The organism is Rhodococcus sp. C-2, assembly GCF_027854095.1.
GTDB classification, from domain to species: domain Bacteria; phylum Actinomycetota; class Actinomycetes; order Mycobacteriales; family Mycobacteriaceae; genus Rhodococcus_F; species Rhodococcus_F qingshengii.
Window position 1 is genome coordinate 12290 of the sequence record NZ_JAQGFI010000012.1, and the last position, 18412, is coordinate 30701.

The following is an 18412-nucleotide window of genomic DNA, read 5'->3' on the forward strand; positions in this document are numbered from 1 at the left end:
CGGGTGGGACGATCTGCGGACTGGGGGAGCACATGAGGTTCGACGTGGTGATTGTCGGTGGCGGTGCGGCGGGGTTGAGTGCCGCGCTTGTTCTGGCTCGGGCTCGGCGGCGAGTGATGATCGTCGATGCAGGTAACCCGCGCAATGGTGTCTCCGAGCACCTGCACGGGTACCTGACGCGGGATGGTGAGAGTCCTACGCAATTACTTGCGGCCGGCCGCAAGGAGGTTCTCGAGTACGGCAGCGAAATGACGACTGGCACCGCAATCCGAATCGAGCGCACGGATGACGGTGGATTTCTTGTGCAAACCGATGCGACCGCGCAGCTGGAGGCACGGACTGTTCTGGTGGCCACGGGGTTACGTGACGAGCTGCCGAACATCGCTGGGCTGCACGATCGGTGGGGAGTCGATGTTCTGCATTGCCCCTATTGTCACGGATACGAGGTTCGAGATTCCCCGATCGGTGTGCTCGGTGGTGACAACAGGCCGTTCACCATTCATCAGGCGTCGTTGGTGCGCCAATGGTCGGAGGATGTCGTCTTCTTTCCCAACCGTATCGAGCTGACGGGAGCCGAACGGGAGCGGCTGATTGCCAGGGGGATTCGCATTGTCGAAGGCGATGTGGCTGGCGTGTCGGTTGGCGATGGTCGATTGGACGGCGTCGAACTGGCCTCCGGTCAGGAAATTCCGCGAAGCGTAGTGTTTGTCGGCCCACGGTTTGTTCCGCGAGGCGATCTGTTGACTGACCTGGGGTGTGAAGCCGACGAAAATGGTCGGGTGGTAACTGATCCTGCAGGCAGCACAAGTGTGCCTGGAGCCTGGGCCGCGGGGAATGTGTCGGATTCTCCGGCGCAGTTGATCACCGCCGCCGCTGCCGGATCAAAGGCTGCGATTGCACTGAATCACTATCTGCTCGAGCAGGATATCGTGCGAGCGGTTGCGATCGCAGCCGAACTTCAGCCGAGTGAAACCGGAAGCAACCCTCGCGGGGTCTCTTGAGCGATCTGGTTCAGCGCAGACTCCAACGTCGGAAATTGATACTGGAAGCCGCTGTCCGCGAGCACCCCTGGTGAAACCCAGCGACTCTTCGTTACCAGTTCAGCCTCGGTGCGGATGATTCGTGCGCCGAACTCGAGCATCCAGCCCGGCGTCGGAAACCCATATTGTCGGCCAAGTTTCGCTCGTACCATCCGCATCATGTCGGTGTTGGTTACCGGATACGGGGATGCGATATTGACCGGGCCTGAGATCTCCGGATTCTCGTAGACGTGGATGATCGCGCGAATGACGTCGGCGATGTGAATCCAGCTGAACATCTGTCGGCCGTCGCCCATTCGTCCGCCGAAGCCCATTCGGGCGAGGTTGACGAACGGATTGATCGCCCCACCGCCGGCTCCGAGGACGATCGACATCCGAAGTGCCACTTTGCGAACAGGCGTCGGGGCTGAGAACAATTCGTGTTCCCACGCTCGCGCGACCGCTACGGAGAATCCCTTACCCAGCTCTCCGTTCTTCTCGTCCATCGGTCGATCTCGTGCGTCTCGGTAGATCGTGCCGGTACTGGCATTCGCCCAGAGTGAGGGTGGCTGCGGCGTGCGGGTCAGCGCACGACCCAACAGTGCAGTCGTTTCCACTCGGGAGGAGAAGATGTCGTCGGCATTGCGCTTGTTGTAGCGGCAGCTCACGGAGCGGCCGGCGAGGTTGACGAGCAGATCCGTGCCGCTGAGTACATCGGCGACGCCGTGCTCGTCGGACCACGTGGCATCGCTCGTTCCTCCCCGGCCGATCGTCCGAACGTCGACCCCGTTGGATTCGAGCGTTCGAAGAAGGTGTTGGCCTACGTAACCCGACGCACCACAGACAACAACGGTCTTCATGGTTTTGTGTTCCCCTCTGCAGAAACGACTTTTGTCATCAGGGCGGCGACATCGCCGACCAGACCTCGTGCCACTGGCAGCCGGGCGAGGGTGAGCGCTTTCGCGATGATCGGTACCAGGCCGTCGACGAGGGATCGGGTACGAGTTTGCCCCGGAGACGCGTCGGTGACCCAGTGCAGCGTCACGCCCAGATAGCTGAGCCACAAGAGCGTGGGGAGCTGGGTCTCCAATGACGCCGGCGTCTTCTGCTTCGACGCCGCCAGTGCTTCACGCATCAGATCGACGGCCATCGATCTCGCATCGGTCGACTCGGCCGAGAACGGGCTGGACTGTGATGTGGTGGGCAGGGCAACGTGCAGAAACGTGCTGCCGAAGCCGTGATAGGGCCCCATGACATCGAGTCCGGTGTGCAGAACAATCCTGAGATTTTCTGTCAGTGACCCACCTTCGCGAAGGAGTGGAAGCGCCCGCGCGCGGTGATCGCGTTGGATGACGAGATACAGCTCGTGAACCAGTTCGTCCTTACTGGCGAAGTAGTAGTAGGCGTTCCCGAGCGAGACCTCTGCCTCATTGGCGATCTTGCGCATGGTCGTCGCTGCGAAGCCCTCGTCGCGGAAGAGCCGCAATGCTGTTTCCACCAGCTTTTCCCTGGTCTCGATCCCGCGACTACTCATCGACACTCCTTCTTTGAACATGTTCAAGTGCAGCGTACGCCCTGGAGTTGAACACGTTCAAGAGTGGATCTGTTGCGTGAAAGATAATAAGCGCGCATACTAAATGCATGAATGAATGTGCTTTCGGTTCGCCAGGGGGCCGGCGATGAATGCCTGGTTAGGGGTTGTCTCTGCCGAACATGTGCGTCGCGCAGTGGATCTCGGTATCGCACAGATCGGGCACGGAAAGAGAGCTGGTTTGGTACGGATGAAAGCAGGTGACGTGCTGGTCTATTATTCGCCGGTCGAGTCCATGGGCGACCGAGATCCGTTGCGCGAGTTCACAGCTCTCGGTGTGATCGAAGAGGGTGAGATCTGGCAGGCGGACGAGGGGTGTTTCAAGCCGTTTCGGCGGCGAGTTCGGTACGAACAGTTCAACCCCGTTCCTCTCGACGCAGTCCGGAGTCGATTGGCATTGACCTCTGCACCGAATTGGGGGTATCAACTCCGGCGTGGCTTGATTCCGTTGGATGACAACGACGTCGAGGTTCTGCGTTCGACGACGAGCTGACACACTGGCGCTGTGGCGAAGAAACTGGAAACCGACTTCGAGGACGCGGACGAGAGTCCCGGTCTGATGTTGTGGCGTGTCACCAATGCTTGGCAAGCCTCGATTCGCGCGGCGCTGCGACCTTTCGACCTGACCCACGTGCAGTTCGTTCTGCTCGCCGCACTGACCTGGCTGGATGCAGAGACGCCGATAACTCAACGCGGTCTTGCCGAGTACGCGCGCACCGACGCGATGATGACGTCACAGGTGATTCGGACCCTCGAATCCAAGGGGTTTGTCGAACGACGTCCACATCCGACCGATGCTCGTGCTCGCTCGCTTGCCGTCACGCCGGTGGGTGCGGCCTTGGCCGGCAGGGCGAACCGCGCGGTGGAATCTTCGGACCGGGAATTCTTCGCCGCTCTGGGGGATCGTCAGGCGGCCTTCGTCGCGATGCTCGGCGCGCTTGATCGACGGTAACAACCCTCAGTTTCGAGGAGGTTGCTCTGTAGTTCTCTGCAGCAGTGCGTATTTGGCTTCCAGTCCGTCCAGCAGGGATTCCAGTGCGAGTTCGAAGCTGGCGCCGTCGATCTCGGTGGCACGCTCACGCAACAGATGTGCTCGCGTGAGGTGCGGGTAACGCTCGGCGTAGATCGCAGGATCGTCCACGAATCCGCCGGAGAACGTCGCTGTCGCAGCGCCCATGACCACGTACTTGACGGAAGCGCCGATCAGCGTTGCCGTGCGCTGCGGCCATCCGGCGCGCACCAGTCCGCCATGGATGGCGTTCGCGCGATCGAGGGCGATGGGCCTGACGCTCGGACCGTAGGCCAAGTAGGGAACGATATTGGGATGCTTGCCCAGGGCGGCGTGGTAGGACCGCGCCCACGTGCGTAGCGCGCCGCGCCAATCGTCGGAGTCGAAGCCGCTCACGTCGACGGACTCCATGATGACGTTCGCGACGTCGTCGAGTAGCTCATCCTTGTTGGCGTAATGGCTGTACAGCGACGGTGCCTGCACGCCGAGGACGGTGGCGAGTTTGCGCATCGAGAAGTCGGTCAAACCGTTCTCGTCGACCAGTTTCAGGGCGGTGTCCCTGATGATCGGCTTGCTCAGTAGTGGAACCCGCGGTCGCGCCATCGCACAGAAACCTTTCGTCTGAGTACTGGACAACCTTACACTGTGAGTTTATTATCCAATTAACCTAACAGTGTTCGGGAACGTGGAGGATCAGATGACACGGGTGTTCGAGAACAAGTCCGATCTCCTGGGGGCGGTCGGTGAAACGCTGGGCTCGAGCGAGTGGGTCGAGGTCACCCGCGAGATGGTCCATCAATTTGCCGACGCGACCGGTGACCATCAGTGGATTCATGTCGACGACGAAAGAGCCAGGCGCGAATCACCTTTCGGTGGACCAATTGCGCACGGGTATCTGACGCTCTCACTCCTGCCGCTTCTGTCGAAGTCCGTGTATCGCATCGACGGCGCGAAAATGGTCGTCAACTACGGGTCCGACAAGGTTCGATTCCCGAGTCCGGTGCCAGTCGGGGCCAAGGTTCGAAATACCGCAGTGCTCTCCGCAATCGAAGAATTGCCGAACGGTTCACTACAGAGTCAGATCACCAACACCGTCGAGATCGAAGGCGTGGGCAAACCTGCCGTCGTTGCGCAGACCGTCGCGCGAATCTTGTTCTGAAATCCTGCAAGAAGAAAGCAGACTCCACATGAATCTCGAACTGACCACTGAGGAAGTTGCGTTCCGCGAGGAGATGCGAAAGTTCTTCACCACCGAATTCTCGCCCGAACTTCGAGCACGTGCAGCGGGATTCGGAAAGCTGACGCGTGAAGACATCGTTGCGGGCCAACAGATTCTGAACGCACACGGACTGGCGGTTCCGCACTGGCCGGTCGAATGGGGTGGCAAGGACTGGACTCCGGTACAGCGCCACATCTATTCCGAGGAAATGCAGTTGGCGTCGGTACCCAACCCGTTGCCGTTCAACGTGAGCATGGTTGGGCCCGTCATCGCGACCTTCGGCTCGCAGGAGCAGAAGGAGAAATTCCTCCCCGCTACGGCCAACGCCGATATCTGGTGGTGCCAGGGTTTTTCGGAACCAGAAGCCGGTTCGGATCTCGCTTCACTCAAGACGGCCGCTGTCCGTGACGGCGCGGATTACATCGTCAACGGTCAGAAGACGTGGACTACTCTCGCTCAGCACGCCGAGTGGATCTTCTGTCTGGTTCGCACAGATGCCAGTGCCCAGAAGCGGCAGGCCGGAATTTCGTTCTTGCTCATCGATCTGGCAACTCCCGGCATCACGGTTCGCCCCATCAAACTGATCGACGGCAGCGTCGAGGTCAACGAGGTGTTCTTCGACAACGTCCGCGTACCTGCGGAGAATCTTGTCGGCGAGGAGAACAAGGGCTGGGACTACGCCAAGTTCCTGCTCGGCAACGAACGCACGGGGGTCACACGGGTCGGGTTCTCCAAAACCCTTGTCGCCACGGCAAAAGAGAAGGCGCGGGAGGTCCGCGTCGGAAAAGGCACACTCCTCGAGGATCCGTTGTTCGCGGCTCGGTTGGCTGAGTTGGAAAACGAACTGCTTGCACTGGATCTGACTCAACTGCGAGTTGTGGCGAGTTCGGCAGACGGAAAGCCGAATCCGGCATCGTCGCTGCTCAAGCTCCGTGGCTCCGAATTGCAGCAGGCGGCAACGGAATTGCTGATGGATGTTGCGGGTCCGGACTCGTTGCCGGTGAACACGGCCGAGATCGACTCGCCGGAGTGGGCGCAGCAGGCGGCGCCGCGCTACCTGAACTACCGGAAGGTTTCCATCTACAGCGGATCAAGTGAGGTGCAGCGCTCCATCATTGCCTCCTCGATCCTCGGATTGTGAGCATCTGACATGAATTTCGAACTCGACGACGAGCAGACGATGCTTCGCGACACGACGCGTGAATTGCTCAACCGCAGCTACGACGCGGAGAAGCGCAACGCCACCTCGGCTACTGACGAGGGATGGAATGCCGCGGTGTGGAAGCAGTTCGCGGAGCTCGGGCTGCTCGGCCTGCCGTTCGCGGAGGCTGACGGCGGAATGGGCGCTGGACCGGTCGAGACCATGGTCGTGATGACCGAACTGGGCCGTGCGCTTGCACCCGAGCCGTACTTGGGTGGTGTTCTGATCCCCGGCGGTTTGATCGCGGCTGTCGGTTCGGCAGATCAGCGGGCGCGGCTCCTGCCGGCGCTCAGCGACGGGACCACTCTGTCGGCCTTCGCGCATACGGAACCCGGCACGCGCTGGCCGGTCGCCACCGTCACGACCACGGCGTCGCAGTCGGGATCGGGATCGGGGTGGACTATCACCGGCGTCAAGAACCCGGTCCTGCAGGGCGACAGCGCGCACGTCGTGATCGTCAGCGCCGCACTTCCAGACGGGGGCACCGGGCTCTTTCTGGTAGATGCGGAAAGCGCGGGTGTCTCATGGAGCAAATACGCAACTCACGACGGCCGTCGCGGTGCGCAGTTCACGTTCACCGATGCCGCGGCCGAACAGCTTGGTGAGGGCGGCGATGTCACGGAGGCGATCGTCGAAGCAGAGGTTCGGGCGCAGGCAGCTCTGTGCGCCGAGGCGATCGGGATCATGACCGAAGCTCTGCGACTGACGACGGAATACCTGAAGCAGCGCAAGCAGTTCGGTGTTCCGCTCGCGAAGTTCCAGACGCTGACTCATCGTGCGGCCGACATGTACGTGGCGCTCGAACTGGCGAGCAGCATGAGTCTGTACGCCACCATGGCCATCGCCGACGGAGCGATCGATCCGACCATCGCGTCGCGAGCGAAGCTGTCTGTCGGTCGCGCCGCGCATCAGATCGGTCAGGAAGCAATTCAGATGCACGGTGGTATCGGTATGACAGCCGAGTATCCGGTCGGGCACTACGTCTCGCGGCTGGTGGCCATCGAACACACTTTGGGCGCATCTGACGATCACCTCAGGGTGCTGGCCGCCGGCGTCTCGAACTATTCGATGGTGAACGTCACCGAGTAGATCGGTGGTGAAGATAACGGGAGGTCACGCGCAGGTCGCGTGGCCTCCCTTGTCTGTGCGGGGGCCGACCCGCGGTATTCGCGGTCAAGTAAAATTCCTGTGATCAGTCCGAGAAGAGAAAGGGATCGAAGTGACCGCGCATACCGAGCAGCTCGAGTTCCAAGCAGAAACACGTCAGCTGCTGGATCTGATGGTTCATTCAATCTATACGAACAAGGACAGCTTCCTTCGTGAGTTGATCTCCAACGCTTCGGACGCGCTGGACAAGCTCCGCCTCGAGTCTTACCAGGACAAAGACCTCAACGTCGACGTCTCCGATCTGCATATCGAGATCGACATCGACAAGGCAGCACGCACCCTGACCATCCGCGACAACGGCATCGGCATGTCGCGTGACGAGGTCGTCGACCTGATCGGCACGCTCGCCAAGTCCGGCACCGCCGAGGTCCGTCGCAAGCTCAAGGAAGCCAAGGATGCAGCGGCATCCGAAGAACTGATCGGTCAGTTCGGCATCGGCTTCTACTCCACGTTCATGGTCGCGGACAAGGTCACGCTGCTGACCCGCCGCGCCGGTGAAGATCACGCGACGCGCTGGGAATCGACCGGCGAAGGCACGTACACGCTCGAGCATGTGAACGAGGCACCGCAGGGTAGCTCCGTGACCCTGCACCTGATGCCCGAGGATTCCGAGAACGGCCTGCACGACTACACGTCGGAATGGAAGATCAAGGAACTGGTCAAGAAGTACTCCGACTTCATCGCGTGGCCCATCCGCATGGATGTCGCTCGTACGTCGACGCCGGCCGAGGGCGAGGAGCCCGAGGTCACCATCGAGACCGAGACGATCAACTCGATGAAGGCGCTGTGGACTCGCTCCAAGGACGAGGTGTCCGAGGAGGAGTACAAGGAGTTCTACAAGCACGTCAGCCACGCCTGGGACGAGCCTCTCGAGGTCATCCCGATGAAGGCCGAAGGTACTTTCGAATACCAAGCGCTGCTGTTCATTCCGTCGACGGCACCGTTCGATCTGTTCATGCGTGAGCGCAAGGCCGGCATCCACCTCTACGTCAAGCGCGTCTTCATCATGGACGACTGCGAAGAGTTGGTGCCCGATTACCTGCGCTTCGTCAAGGGCGTGGTCGACGCACAAGACCTCTCGCTCAACGTCTCTCGTGAAATTCTGCAGCAGGACCGGCAGATCGCTGCCATCCGTCGTCGTCTGACCAAGAAGGTCCTCTCGACCATCAAGGACATGAAGGCGAACGAGCCCAAGAAGTACTCGACCTTCTGGACCGAGTTCGGACGCGCGCTCAAGGAAGGCCTGATGGCCGATGCCGACAACCGCAAGACGCTGCTCGACATCTCGTCCTTCGCCTCGACCAACAGCGAAGAGGGCGTGACCACTCTCGCCGAGTACGTGGAGCGCATGAAGGACGGTCAGGAACAGATCTACTTCATGACCGGCGAATCTCGTCACCTCATCGAAAGCTCGCCGCACATGGAGGCTTTCAAGGCCAAGGGCCTCGAGGTTCTGGTACTTACCGATCCCGTGGACGAGATGTGGGTCGACGCAGTCTCGGACTTCGATGGCAAGACCTTCCAGTCGATCGCCAAGGGCGAGGTCGACCTCGACACCGAGGACGAGAAGAAGGCGGCCGAAGCCGAGCGCGAAGAGAAGGAAAAGGAATTCGGCGCGCTGCTGACGTGGCTGACCGAAACCCTGTCCGACGACATCAAGGAAACGCGTCTCTCGACGCGCCTGACCACGTCGGCTGCCTGCATCGTCGGCGACGCGTTCAGCATGTCTCCGACGCTCGAGAAGATGTACAAGGCTTCGGGTCAGCCTGTTCCACACAGCAAGCGCATTCTCGAGCTCAACCCGGAGCATCCGCTTGTCTCGGGTCTGCGGGAGGCGCAGGCCGCCAATGACAATGCAGAGAACCTGACGGAGACGGCTCAGTTGCTCTACGGCATGGCGTTGCTTGCCGAGGGCGGCGAGCTGAGCGATCCGGCGCACTTCACGCGCCTGCTGGCCGATCGTTTGGCCCGCACAGTCTGATCTCGTCTAGCTCGCTCGAACTCCCGGCACTCACCTTCATCGGTGGGTGCCGGGAGTTTTTTCTTGATCGTTTTCTAATGAGGACCGTTTCTGTCCGCAATAACTTCTAACGTAGTTCTCACAGGGCACGAACCCACGAGCGAAGGAAAACATCATGAACGCACCGATCACCACCGTCACCGGCGAGCGCGCGGATCTCCTCCAGAGCCTGCGTCGGCATCGTGAATTCCTTCTCTTCACCGTCAAGGACCTCACCGACGAGCAGGCCGCTTCGAGGCCGACCGTGAGTGAACTGTGCCTCGGCGGATTGATCAAGCATGTGGGTCAGGCGGAAAAGGGATGGGTCGACTTCATTCTGGAAGGGCCGGCCGGACTTGGTGGGGACTTCGACCCGACCCAGTGGTCGGAAGAGATGCAACAGGAACGGGCGAACGAATTCGCCATGGTCGAGGGTGAAACCTTGGCAGGCATCGTTTCCGAGTACGAGGGGATCGCGGCCAGGACCGACGAGTTGGTGGCCTCGCTGGACAGCCTCGACATCTCGCATCCACTGCCGTCGGCGCCGTGGTTCGAAGCGGGAGCTCGCTGGTCAGCGCGGCGCGCATTGCTGCACATCATCGCCGAGACGGCCCAGCATGCGGGCCACGCGGACATGCTTCGCGAAGCCATCGACGGTTCCAAGACGATGGGTTGATGGATGGATTGATCCACCGGGATGTTTACACATCACACAAATATGTAACACTAGTGTCTATGAGCACCGAAAAGTCTGCCTTGCAACCGCCGATGCAGTGGGACGCCTGGGGCGATCCGGCCAAGAAGCGTGAACTGTCGGACGCAGTCACATCATTGTTGACCGGATTTCTCGGTGTCTCCGCACCGACTCGATCGCGTCTCGCCATCGAAGACGTCCAGGTGGCTCCGTCCGCTATGGCCCAGTCGCATGTCGAAGCGCTGTCCGGGCTGGTCGGGGCCGAGTACGTCAGTACCAAGGATTCCGATCGAATCCTTCGGGCCGGTGGCAAGAGCACCCCGGATCTGCTTCGCCGTCGTAGCGTCGAGCCGCAGGACGCACCGGACGCAGTCGTCACTCCAGGGACAGACGCAGAGGTCGAGCAGGTTCTCCGATACTGCTCTGCCAACCGGATCGCAGTGGTCCCGTTCGGTGGTGGCACCAGCGTAGTCGGCGGGCTCGATCCCATTCGTGACGGGTTCGACGCAGTTCTTTCTCTCGATCTGCGCAGGTTCGATCAGCTTGTCGGGTTGGACGAGGAATCGGGCATTGCGACGTTCGGCGGCGGAACTACCGGCCCACGGGCCGAGGAGCTTCTGCGTGAGCACGGTTTCTCGGTCGGGCACTTCCCGCAGAGCTTCCTGTTCGCCACTCTGGGCGGGTTTGCCGCCACCCGGTCTTCGGGGCAGGCGTCGGCTGGATACGGGCGCTTCGAGGACATGGTTCAGGGCCTCACCGTTGTCACCCCGAGTGGAGTGATCGAGACCGGGCGTGCGCCGGCATCCGCTGCAGGCCCCGATCTGGGTGAGCTTTTTGTCGGCTCCGAGGGCACCTTCGGCGTCATCACGCACGTGCGTGTGCGGGTTCACCGTCTGCCCGAGACCACCGTGCGCGAAGGGTGGAGCTTCCCCGACTTCGCCACCGGCGCAGCTGCATTGCGTGAGCTTGTCCAGGAAGGATCGGCTCCGACCGTGCTGCGGTTGTCCGACGAGGCCGAGAGTGGCGTGAATTTGGCGACCACCGACAAGATCGGCGAGAACGCCTTCACCGGTGGTTGCCTCGGCATCACCACCTACGAGGGCACCGCTTCGCACACCGCTGAACGGATGGCGGAGGCCCGCGCAATTCTCACCGCTCACGGCGGCACGTCGCTCGGTGAGGAGCCCGGAAACAGCTGGGAACACGGGCGATTCGATGCGCCGTATCTGCGTGACGCTCTGCTCGACGTCGGCGCACTGTGCGAAACCCTCGAGACGGCAACCACCTGGGGTAACCTCGCGAACCTGCGCTCCTCGGTCACCGAGGCGCTGACCAAGGCTCTCGTCGAGCAGGGGACTCAGCCGCTCGTGATGTGCCACATTTCGCACACCTACAAGACCGGTGCTTCGCTGTACTTCACCGTAGTCAGCGCGCAGACCGAGGATCCGATCGCTCAGTGGCACAAGGCGAAAACTGCCGCTGGCGATGCGATCATCGCCGCCGGTGGCACGATCACCCATCACCACGCTGTGGGCGCCGATCACCGCCCATGGATGAAGGACGAGATCGGTGAATTGGGCGCGAACATCCTTCGCGCAGTGAAGAATGCAGTGGACCCTGCCGGCATCCTCAATCCTGGAAAGCTGATTCCGTGACCGAAACCCGCAGTCAGATCGAGAAGGTTACCGTCCTGATCAATCCGATGGCGGGACATGGTCACGCGCCTGCGGCAGGACGCAAAGGTGTTGCGCGACTGCGCGCTCGGGGAGTTGCCGTCACCGAGATCATCGGAACCGACGCCGACGACGCCAAGAAGTTGGCGCGTCGTGCGATCGAGGACGGTACCGACGCACTCGTGGTTGTCGGCGGCGACGGTGCCATCAGTATCGGACTGCAGGCCGCCGCGTTGACCGAGACGCCCATCGGGCTCATTCCGGCAGGCACCGGCAACGATCACGCCCGTGAGTTCGGTATTCCCACAGTCGATCCCGAAGCAGCAGCCGATGTCATCGCAGACGGTGTCGTGCAGCAGTCAGATCTGGCGAAGATCACGCTGGCCGACGGTTCCGTCGTCTGGTCGGGAACCATCATCGCCAGCGGCTTCGACTCGCTGGTCAGTGAGCGGGCCAATCGGATGTCCTGGCCCAAGGGGCCGATGCGCTACAACCTGGCGATGCTCGCCGAGTTGGCGAAGATGAAGCCGCTGCCGTACCGGATCGAACTCGACGACGAGGTCATCACGGTGGACGCGACGCTGGTCGCTGTTGGCAACGGGCGCTCGTACGGTGGCGGCATGCTCATCACGCCAGGAGCGTCGAAGTCGGACGGGTTGCTGGATCTGACCGTCGTCGGGCACGGTTCGAGGTTGCGTCTGGTGCGCCTGTTTCCGCGGGTGTACAAGGGAACTCACGTCTCGCTCGACGCCGTGCAAACGTACCGATCCAAGAAGGTCCGGCTGGTCTCCGAAGGCATCATCGCTTACGCGGACGGTGATCGGGTGGGACCGTTGCCCATCACGATCGAGGCAGTTCCCACGGCGCTCAACATCTTGACGCACACTCGGATCTGAGTCGGTTCTGCCGGGCACTAGGTAGCGGTGGTGTCAGACTTCTCGGATGAACGAATCGACGAAGTCGGCGCACCGCCGCACTGCGTGGACGTCGGAGAAATGGCAGCTAGCCACCGACATCCCGTTGACCGCTGCGGCCTGCCTTTTCTTGGTGGCGTACGCGTACCAAGTGCTGGCGCAACCGACGGGCCTTCCACATCGTCTGACCGAATGGACGATGTGGGCTGCGTGGGTCGTTTTTGCCGTCGACTACGCAGTTCGCCTGTGGTTGGCACCTGCCCGCGGTCGCTGGTTCGTCAGGCATCTCTTGGACTTGGCGATGGTGGTGTTGCCCATGCTGCGTCCGCTGCGCCTACTTCGGTTGGTCACACTGCTTGCGATAGTTCACCGCTCGAGCGGGCGAAGCTTGCGTGGACGGGTGGTTATTTACGCCACTGGTGCCACGGCCTTGCTGATCGGTGTCGCGGCGCTGGCCATGCTCGATGCCGAGCGTCACGCGCAGGGCGCTGCCATCACGTCGTACGGAACGGCATTGTGGTGGGCGATGGAGACGGTCACGACCGTCGGTTACGGAGACATGGCGCCCGTTACCACGACCGGGCGCATGATCGCCGGAGCATTGATGATCGGCGGAATTGCGTTGCTGGGCATCGTGACTGCCACACTCGCTTCCTGGTTGGTCGAGCGAGTGGCGGAACAGGACGAGGCATCCCAGGCCGCGACGCGTAAGCAGGTGGCGGACCTGTCCGAGGAAGTCCGAGCCTTGGCCACCCGCAAGCACCGAGTCGATCTCGCGTCCGTCGATACCGATTCGCTGCGTCGCGAACTGGCGTCGAGGGGAGTCGTGGCGCAGCATGCACCTTCGGGCTATTGACCCGCAGTACAGCAAACAATAGAACGATGGTCTGATAATCTTGCGTGATGGTGGCGACCCACGGATTTCAGCGCGCGCGCAGGCCTGAGCAGATCGAAGCGCGTCGGTGCGCGATTCTCGATGCGGCCCGCGCGATGCTCGGGTCCAAGCCAGTCGCAGACATCAGTCTGCGTGAGCTCAGTGAGAGCGTCGGCCTCGCGAAGTCGAACGTGCTTCGCTACTTCGACAGTCGCGAAGCCATCTTTCTCGAAGTGCTCGACGAGAACTGGGTTGCGTGGCTGGACGGGTTGTCCGAGTCGTTGACTCCGGCCGGTGACGAGTCACCGTTCGCCACTGAAATCCATGTGGCATCGACGGTTGCGGAATCGCTTGTCGCACAGCGTTTACTGTGTGAGTTGATGAGCGTCATGGCAGGTGTCCTCGAAAGAAACATCTCCGTCGACTTCGCCCGTGACTTCAAGAAGCGGGCAACGGTCAACTCGGGAAGGTTTGCGTCGCTGATTCATTCGCAATTGCCTCACCTCTCGGAGGGCGACGCGGCTCAATTCGCCAAGGTAACCCTGGTGATTGTTGCAGGCTTGTGGCCGACTGCCGAGCCTGCCGAATCCATGGTCGTCGTACTGAACGAGATGCAGGCGCCCCCTGCTGCCGACATGTTCGCAACCGGCCTACGTGAAGGTCTGATCAATCAGCTCGTCGGGCTGTCGGCGCGAGCGGCAACCCGAACGAGCTGAGCCCGTTCAGGCGCTGTGCAGCGTCAGGACGGTGATCTCGCTCGGTGCGAACACGCGGAATGGTGGACCCCAGAACCCGGTTCCGCGGCTTGTGTACAACTGCGTGCGGTCGCCGTGACGGGTGAGCCCGTGCACCGAAGGTTGATCGAGTTTGACCAGAAGGTTGAACGGCCAGATCTGTCCGCCGTGGGTATGACCGGCGAGCTGCAGATCCACTCCCGCGGAAGCGGACTGAGTTACCTGCTTCGGTTGATGGGCGAGCATCAGGATCGGCAAATCGGGGTCGGTGCCGGCAAGGGCCATATCGAAGTTCGCGCCGTGACCGTCGAGCTTCGATCCCAGAGCGGTGGCGTCGTCGACTCCGGCGATGACCAGGTTGTCGCCGCCCTTGGTGACGACGAGGTGCCGGTTGTGCAGGGCATCCCAGCCGATCGAGGTCATGTAGTCGAGCCACTCCTGAGCCTCGTGGAAGTACTCGTGATTCCCGGTGACGTAGACACGAGCGAGTCTGGCTTCCACCGACGCGAGTGGGGTGGCTTGGCCGAGGCGCTGCTCCACTGTTCCGTCGGCAATGTCACCGACGTGGGCCACGATGTCGGCGTCGAGTTCGTTGACTGCCGCGATCACGCGCTCGGACCACTTCTCGCGATTGATCGGGCCGAAATGGGTGTCGGTAATTGCGACTACCCGAAGCTTGTCCATTCCCGCTCCGAGGCGAGGGATGGTGACGTCGACGTGCTTGATCCGTGGCAGTCTCATGGCTTCCCGATAGCCCCAGATCAGCAGAACGGCCGAGGTGATCAGTGCCGCAACGGCGACGATTCTCGATCGAAGCGGATCATCCACGCCGCCGACGAGCAGTCCGAGCCTCAGAACTTCGCCGAGCAGGGTCCACACGAACACGACCCAGATGATTCCGAGGAGGGCGTCGCCGATCAGGCGAACTGGATCGCGGTCGGTGTGTCCGTGGCTGAGCACCAAACTGGCAGGCAGGGCGATCAAGAGGGTGGCAAACAGAACGGTGCCGAAAACTGCCACCGCCGTCGGCCAGTCCGGCCGGATGAACAAGCTCCACCACGGGTACACGAACAACAGGGCCAAGATCGACGCGACAATCGCGGATATGGCAACGATCCGCAACGGTCTGCGGCGCGGAACTCGAGCGACGTCGGTCGCCTGGGGTGTAGTCACCCCGTCCAGAGTAAAGGTCCACTGGTCTATTAACAAGGGGACGGTGGTCCGCTATCGGGATGTCGGTGTTCTCGGATAGGTTTCCGAACGTTGAAACTCGGCCAGTGATCAGGTGGGTGGCGCATGGAGAAGTACGACGTCAAGAAGGCATACAAGGATCTCTACTCGCCTGGGCGCCGCGATTTTGCCCTCGTGACCGTTCCCCGCTTCGGCTACTTCGCCGTCGACGGTCACGGTGATCCCAACACTGCCACCGAGTACTCCGAGGCGCTCGAAGCGCTGTATTCGGTGTCCTACGCGACCAAATTCGCGAGCAAGAAGGAACTGGATCGCGACTTCGTCGTGGGCCCGCTGGAAGGGTTGTGGCGGGCAGATGACCCCGAGGTGTTCGTGACGCGGGACAAGTCGTCGTGGGATTGGACGATGATGATCTCGCAACCGGAGTGGATCACGGAGACGGAACTGTCTGCGTCGATTGACGCAGTCCGGGCCAAGGCAGTGCGGGCCAAGAAGGAGATTGCCGCTCTCGACAAGGTCAGGTTTCTCGAGTTGGAGGAAGGTCTGTCCGTCCAGATTCTTCACGTCGGCTCGTACGACGACGAAGCTCCCACCCTGGACCGGCTGCACAACACGTTCATCCCGTCGAACGGCCTGAGCTTCAACGGCGATCATCACGAGATCTACCTCAGCGACGCTCGCCGTACACCGCCCGAGAAGCTGAAGACGGTTCTGCGTCAGCCTGTTTCGAGATAGCGATTACGGCTCGAGGCCGCGCAACTTCTCGAGGTCGCGTCGCTCGCGTTTGGTCGGTCTGCCGGCGCCACGATCACGTCGCGGAATGGACGCGATCAGTTCGGGCGGTGGTGGGGGTGGTGAATTATCCTGCAGGCAATCGGCGGCCAGCACCGCGCTGACTCGCTTCGTGATCGGCTTGACCACGACGACAATGCGTTCGATGCCGGATACACGCACCCGCACCTCGTCGCCGGCTTTCACCTGCTGAGCCGCCTTTGCCGACGTTCCATTGACCCGAACGTGTCCCGATCGGCAGGCCGTCGCCGCCTGCGAGCGTGTCTTGAACAGCCGAACCGCCCACGTCCAGCTGTCCACACGAACACTGATCGCGTCGGAAGGGAGATGAGCTGGCACGCACTCCAGCCTACCGACGAGTGCTCACAGACCCTGCGCGCGGATGCCCGAGTAGGCGCGCGGCGCGTACCGCAGTCGTAACGGCAGCAGATGCCAGAATCGATCTGTCAATGTCAGGAAGCGGGCGAACCAGAAGTACATTCGTTCGTCGCGCGGCGTCCATTCCCATCCGAGAGTTTCGCGCGCCTTCTCCGGCATCAGTGCCTTGCCGATCCAGTTCGCCACGGCCATCGTGGGGCGAGAGCTAAGACGCCACAGCCACGTCGGAACCTTCGGAGCCGGTGCGATGTCGTGCTCGGCGATGCGCGTCGACCATTTTGTGGTGTGGGTGTTGATCAGGTGGTTGTCGAGCATGTCTTCCCAATACGTGCGAAAACTCGCGTAGTCGTCGAAAGCCGGTCGATCGGTGAGTCCGTAACAGCGCCACCAGGTTACGGCCTCACGGACAAGTTGGTCCTTCTGCTCCTGCGTGAACTTCTTGTACGCGAATCGCTCGTTGAAATCGAGAATCACCTCGAAGAACGTGACGTGTGTCCACCAGAAAGTGTCAGGAGTGAGGGCGTGGTAGCGCCCGCCGGTTTCGTCGATTCCTTTGAGATCGGTGTGGAAGTTGCGAACGAGCGTGCCTGTGCCCTCTTCGGTCCGGTCGTACACGACGCCGTAGATGGGCGGCAGTGAGCGGAACAGGCGGTCGAGCGGGTTGTCGAAAAAATTCGAATGATCCTGCAGCGCTCCACTTACCGCGGGATGCATGTTCTGCAGCGTGCCTGCGCGTCCGAGATACAGCAGACCGCGAACGTCGCCGAAGTGTGTCCACGTCAGGGAACCGGGGCCGATCGGATCTGCTCGCAGGGCCCGGGGCGCTGGCAGTTCCCGGGGCTTCGGCCGACGAGTACCTGTGTCCGCATCGCTGCTCATCTGGGTGACCCCTCCGCCTGCGCATCATGTGACAACGGGTGTTGTCACATGACGACTTTTGCTGCGCCACGCGAATTTGTCAATGGATTCGACAAGATCTGTCCCAAAAACAGCTCCGGCCCCTCACCTGCAACAGGTGAGGGGCCGGAAGGGTGAAGCGGTCGGACTCAGGCGTATTCGTAGAAGCCGCGACCGGTCTTCTTGCCGAGACGACCGGCGTCGACCATGCGGCGAAGCAGCGCCGGCGGAGCGTAGTGCGGTTCTGCGAATTCCGCGTACAGGGACTCTGCTGCTGCGAGGGCAATGTCGAGACCGACGGTGTCGAGCAGCGTCAGCGGGCCCATCGGGTAGCCGCAGCCGCCCTTCATGGCCTCGTCGATGTCTTCTGCTGTGGCGTAGCCGGATTCGAGCATCCGGACAGCCTGGCACAGGTACGGGATGAGCAGAGCGTTGACGATGAAGCCCGAACGGTCGCCCGCGCGAACCGTCTTCTTGCGCAAGGTGTTCTTGGCGTAGTCGGTGACGGCGAGAACGGTCTCTTCGGACGTCGTCAGGCTGACCACGATCTCCACGAGCGGCATGACCGGCACGGGGTTGAAGAAGTGAACGCCGACAACCTGGCCGGGGCGCGAGGTGGCCTTGGCGATCTTGATGACGGGGATCGACGAGGTGTTGGTCGCCAGAATGCCTGCAGGCTTGACGATCTTGTCGAGCTTGCCGAAGATCTCGTACTTGAGAGCTTCGATCTCGGGAGCAGCTTCGATCACCAGATCGCGATCGGCGAACTCTTCCATGTCCAAGGTGACGCGGACGCGTGCGATCGCGGCGTCGGCTTCTTCCTGGGTGATCTTGCCCTTGGCGACGCCGCGGTTGATCGACTTGGCGATCCGTTCGCGAGCAGCGGCGGCAAATTCTTCTTTGGTTTCGAGCACCAGTACCGAGCTACCGGCTTTTGCACAAACTTCGGCAATGCCGGCACCCATGGTGCCGCCGCCGATTACGCCTACGAGTTCCACGATTCTCCTCAAAAATTAGGGGCAAGCCCCTGTGCGCCGTTCCGGTAGTCAGAACTACCAGA

The 18412-nt window shown here is 61.6% G+C and carries 20 protein-coding genes; 13 read left to right on the plus strand and 7 right to left on the minus strand.

Annotated features, from left to right (window positions below; translation table 11 throughout):
• Positions 1-32 precede the first annotated feature (32 nt).
• On the plus strand, positions 33-1001 hold the full coding sequence (locus PCS43_RS24040) for an NAD(P)/FAD-dependent oxidoreductase (RefSeq protein ID WP_270923127.1): 969 nt from the start codon (positions 33-35) through the stop codon (positions 999-1001).
• Here PCS43_RS24040 and PCS43_RS24045 read toward each other — a convergent pair.
• Positions 959-1879, minus strand: a complete 921-nt coding sequence (locus PCS43_RS24045; protein ID WP_050656413.1) for a TIGR01777 family oxidoreductase — start codon at positions 1877-1879, stop codon at positions 959-961. The genes PCS43_RS24040 and PCS43_RS24045 overlap by 43 nt on opposite strands.
• Positions 1876-2553, minus strand: a complete 678-nt coding sequence (locus PCS43_RS24050; protein ID WP_007731336.1) for a TetR family transcriptional regulator — start codon at positions 2551-2553, stop codon at positions 1876-1878. The genes PCS43_RS24045 and PCS43_RS24050 overlap by 4 nt, the downstream gene beginning before the upstream one ends.
• Positions 2554-2698: 145 nt before the next feature.
• Here PCS43_RS24050 and PCS43_RS24055 point away from each other — a divergent pair, with 145 nt between their 5' ends.
• Both PCS43_RS24055 and PCS43_RS24060 read left to right on the plus strand, forming a co-directional pair.
• Positions 2699-3103 carry an EVE domain-containing protein gene (locus PCS43_RS24055; protein ID WP_030535154.1) on the plus strand — a complete coding sequence of 135 codons (405 nt, stop codon included), beginning with the start codon at positions 2699-2701 and terminating at the stop codon, positions 3101-3103.
• A gap of 12 nt (positions 3104-3115) precedes the next feature.
• Positions 3116-3562 (plus strand): MarR family winged helix-turn-helix transcriptional regulator, encoded by a 447-nt coding sequence (locus tag PCS43_RS24060; RefSeq protein WP_003940281.1) that lies wholly within the window; start codon positions 3116-3118, stop codon positions 3560-3562.
• Positions 3563-3568: 6 nt separating this feature from the next.
• Here the strand turns inward: PCS43_RS24060 and PCS43_RS24065 are convergent, their stop codons facing one another.
• On the minus strand, positions 3569-4222 hold the full coding sequence (locus tag PCS43_RS24065; protein WP_047271168.1) for a TetR/AcrR family transcriptional regulator: 654 nt from the start codon (positions 4220-4222) through the stop codon (positions 3569-3571).
• A gap of 94 nt (positions 4223-4316) precedes the next feature.
• On the opposite strand from PCS43_RS24065, the gene PCS43_RS24070 reads away from it, so the two are divergent.
• The 9 genes from PCS43_RS24070 (at position 4317) to PCS43_RS24110 (ending at position 14076) form a co-directional block, all read left to right on the plus strand.
• Positions 4317-4778, plus strand: coding sequence for a MaoC family dehydratase (locus PCS43_RS24070; protein WP_047271233.1), 462 nt, complete (start codon positions 4317-4319; stop codon positions 4776-4778).
• 28 nt (positions 4779-4806) lie between these two features.
• The gene (locus PCS43_RS24075; protein ID WP_209909822.1) at positions 4807-5979 is read left to right on the plus strand and encodes an acyl-CoA dehydrogenase family protein; all 1173 of its coding nucleotides are present in this window, start codon (positions 4807-4809) and stop codon (positions 5977-5979) included.
• 9 nt (positions 5980-5988) lie between these two features.
• Positions 5989-7128, plus strand: coding sequence for an acyl-CoA dehydrogenase family protein (locus PCS43_RS24080; RefSeq protein WP_209909819.1), 1140 nt, complete (start codon positions 5989-5991; stop codon positions 7126-7128).
• Between the two features lie 130 nt (positions 7129-7258).
• Positions 7259-9187: a molecular chaperone HtpG gene (gene htpG / locus PCS43_RS24085; RefSeq protein ID WP_270923128.1), complete on the plus strand. Its 1929-nt coding sequence runs from the start codon at positions 7259-7261 to the stop codon at positions 9185-9187.
• A gap of 154 nt (positions 9188-9341) precedes the next feature.
• On the plus strand, positions 9342-9881 hold the full coding sequence (locus PCS43_RS24090; protein ID WP_030535159.1) for a DinB family protein: 540 nt from the start codon (positions 9342-9344) through the stop codon (positions 9879-9881).
• Positions 9882-9973: 92 nt separating this feature from the next.
• A complete protein-coding gene (locus PCS43_RS24095; RefSeq protein ID WP_042452763.1) occupies positions 9974-11554 on the plus strand; it encodes an FAD-binding oxidoreductase in 1581 nt (526 codons plus the stop codon).
• On the plus strand, positions 11551-12468 hold the full coding sequence (locus PCS43_RS24100; protein WP_030535161.1) for a diacylglycerol kinase: 918 nt from the start codon (positions 11551-11553) through the stop codon (positions 12466-12468). The genes PCS43_RS24095 and PCS43_RS24100 overlap by 4 nt, the downstream gene beginning before the upstream one ends.
• A gap of 46 nt (positions 12469-12514) precedes the next feature.
• Complete coding sequence (locus PCS43_RS24105; RefSeq protein ID WP_209909817.1) at positions 12515-13342, plus strand: potassium channel family protein; 828 nt, start codon at positions 12515-12517, stop codon at positions 13340-13342.
• Positions 13343-13389: 47 nt separating this feature from the next.
• Positions 13390-14076 (plus strand): TetR/AcrR family transcriptional regulator, encoded by a 687-nt coding sequence (locus PCS43_RS24110; RefSeq protein WP_209909814.1) that lies wholly within the window; start codon positions 13390-13392, stop codon positions 14074-14076.
• A gap of 6 nt (positions 14077-14082) precedes the next feature.
• Here the strand turns inward: PCS43_RS24110 and PCS43_RS24115 are convergent, their stop codons facing one another.
• Positions 14083-15267: a metallophosphoesterase gene (locus tag PCS43_RS24115; RefSeq protein ID WP_209909811.1), complete on the minus strand. Its 1185-nt coding sequence runs from the start codon at positions 15265-15267 to the stop codon at positions 14083-14085.
• Between the two features lie 123 nt (positions 15268-15390).
• On the opposite strand from PCS43_RS24115, the gene PCS43_RS24120 reads away from it, so the two are divergent.
• Positions 15391-16020, plus strand: a complete 630-nt coding sequence (locus tag PCS43_RS24120) for a GyrI-like domain-containing protein (protein ID WP_007731353.1) — start codon at positions 15391-15393, stop codon at positions 16018-16020.
• A 3-nt stretch (positions 16021-16023) separates the two neighbouring features.
• On the opposite strand, the gene PCS43_RS24125 is transcribed toward PCS43_RS24120, so the two are convergent.
• From PCS43_RS24125 to PCS43_RS24135, 3 genes are all read right to left on the minus strand, one after another.
• Positions 16024-16416, minus strand: a complete 393-nt coding sequence (locus tag PCS43_RS24125) for an RNA-binding S4 domain-containing protein (RefSeq protein WP_003940158.1) — start codon at positions 16414-16416, stop codon at positions 16024-16026.
• 24 nt (positions 16417-16440) lie between these two features.
• The gene (locus PCS43_RS24130) at positions 16441-17334 is read right to left on the minus strand and encodes an oxygenase MpaB family protein (protein WP_209909808.1); all 894 of its coding nucleotides are present in this window, start codon (positions 17332-17334) and stop codon (positions 16441-16443) included.
• 167 nt (positions 17335-17501) lie between these two features.
• Positions 17502-18350: a 3-hydroxybutyryl-CoA dehydrogenase gene (locus PCS43_RS24135; protein ID WP_003940434.1), complete on the minus strand. Its 849-nt coding sequence runs from the start codon at positions 18348-18350 to the stop codon at positions 17502-17504.
• Between the last annotated feature and the right edge of the window lie 62 nt (positions 18351-18412).

What these genes read in the sequence shown, in the direction of transcription:
- PCS43_RS24040 (WP_270923127.1), top strand. Translation starts at nt 33, where the DNA reads ATGAGGTTCGACGTGGTGATTGTCGGTGGCGGTGCGGCGGGGTTGAGT.
- PCS43_RS24045 (WP_050656413.1), bottom strand. Translation starts at nt 1,879, where the DNA reads ATGAAGACCGTTGTTGTCTGTGGTGCGTCGGGTTACGTAGGCCAACAC.
- PCS43_RS24050 (WP_007731336.1), bottom strand. Translation starts at nt 2,553, where the DNA reads ATGAGTAGTCGCGGGATCGAGACCAGGGAAAAGCTGGTGGAAACAGCA.
- PCS43_RS24055 (WP_030535154.1), top strand. Translation starts at nt 2,699, where the DNA reads ATGAATGCCTGGTTAGGGGTTGTCTCTGCCGAACATGTGCGTCGCGCA.
- PCS43_RS24065 (WP_047271168.1), bottom strand. Translation starts at nt 4,222, where the DNA reads ATGGCGCGACCGCGGGTTCCACTACTGAGCAAGCCGATCATCAGGGAC.
- PCS43_RS24070 (WP_047271233.1), top strand. Translation starts at nt 4,317, where the DNA reads ATGACACGGGTGTTCGAGAACAAGTCCGATCTCCTGGGGGCGGTCGGT.
- PCS43_RS24075 (WP_209909822.1), top strand. Translation starts at nt 4,807, where the DNA reads ATGAATCTCGAACTGACCACTGAGGAAGTTGCGTTCCGCGAGGAGATG.
- PCS43_RS24080 (WP_209909819.1), top strand. Translation starts at nt 5,989, where the DNA reads ATGAATTTCGAACTCGACGACGAGCAGACGATGCTTCGCGACACGACG.
- PCS43_RS24090 (WP_030535159.1), top strand. Translation starts at nt 9,342, where the DNA reads ATGAACGCACCGATCACCACCGTCACCGGCGAGCGCGCGGATCTCCTC.
- PCS43_RS24095 (WP_042452763.1), top strand. Translation starts at nt 9,974, where the DNA reads ATGCAGTGGGACGCCTGGGGCGATCCGGCCAAGAAGCGTGAACTGTCG.
- PCS43_RS24105 (WP_209909817.1), top strand. Translation starts at nt 12,515, where the DNA reads ATGAACGAATCGACGAAGTCGGCGCACCGCCGCACTGCGTGGACGTCG.
- PCS43_RS24110 (WP_209909814.1), top strand. Translation starts at nt 13,390, where the DNA reads ATGGTGGCGACCCACGGATTTCAGCGCGCGCGCAGGCCTGAGCAGATC.
- PCS43_RS24120 (WP_007731353.1), top strand. Translation starts at nt 15,391, where the DNA reads ATGGAGAAGTACGACGTCAAGAAGGCATACAAGGATCTCTACTCGCCT.
- PCS43_RS24130 (WP_209909808.1), bottom strand. Translation starts at nt 17,334, where the DNA reads ATGAGCAGCGATGCGGACACAGGTACTCGTCGGCCGAAGCCCCGGGAA.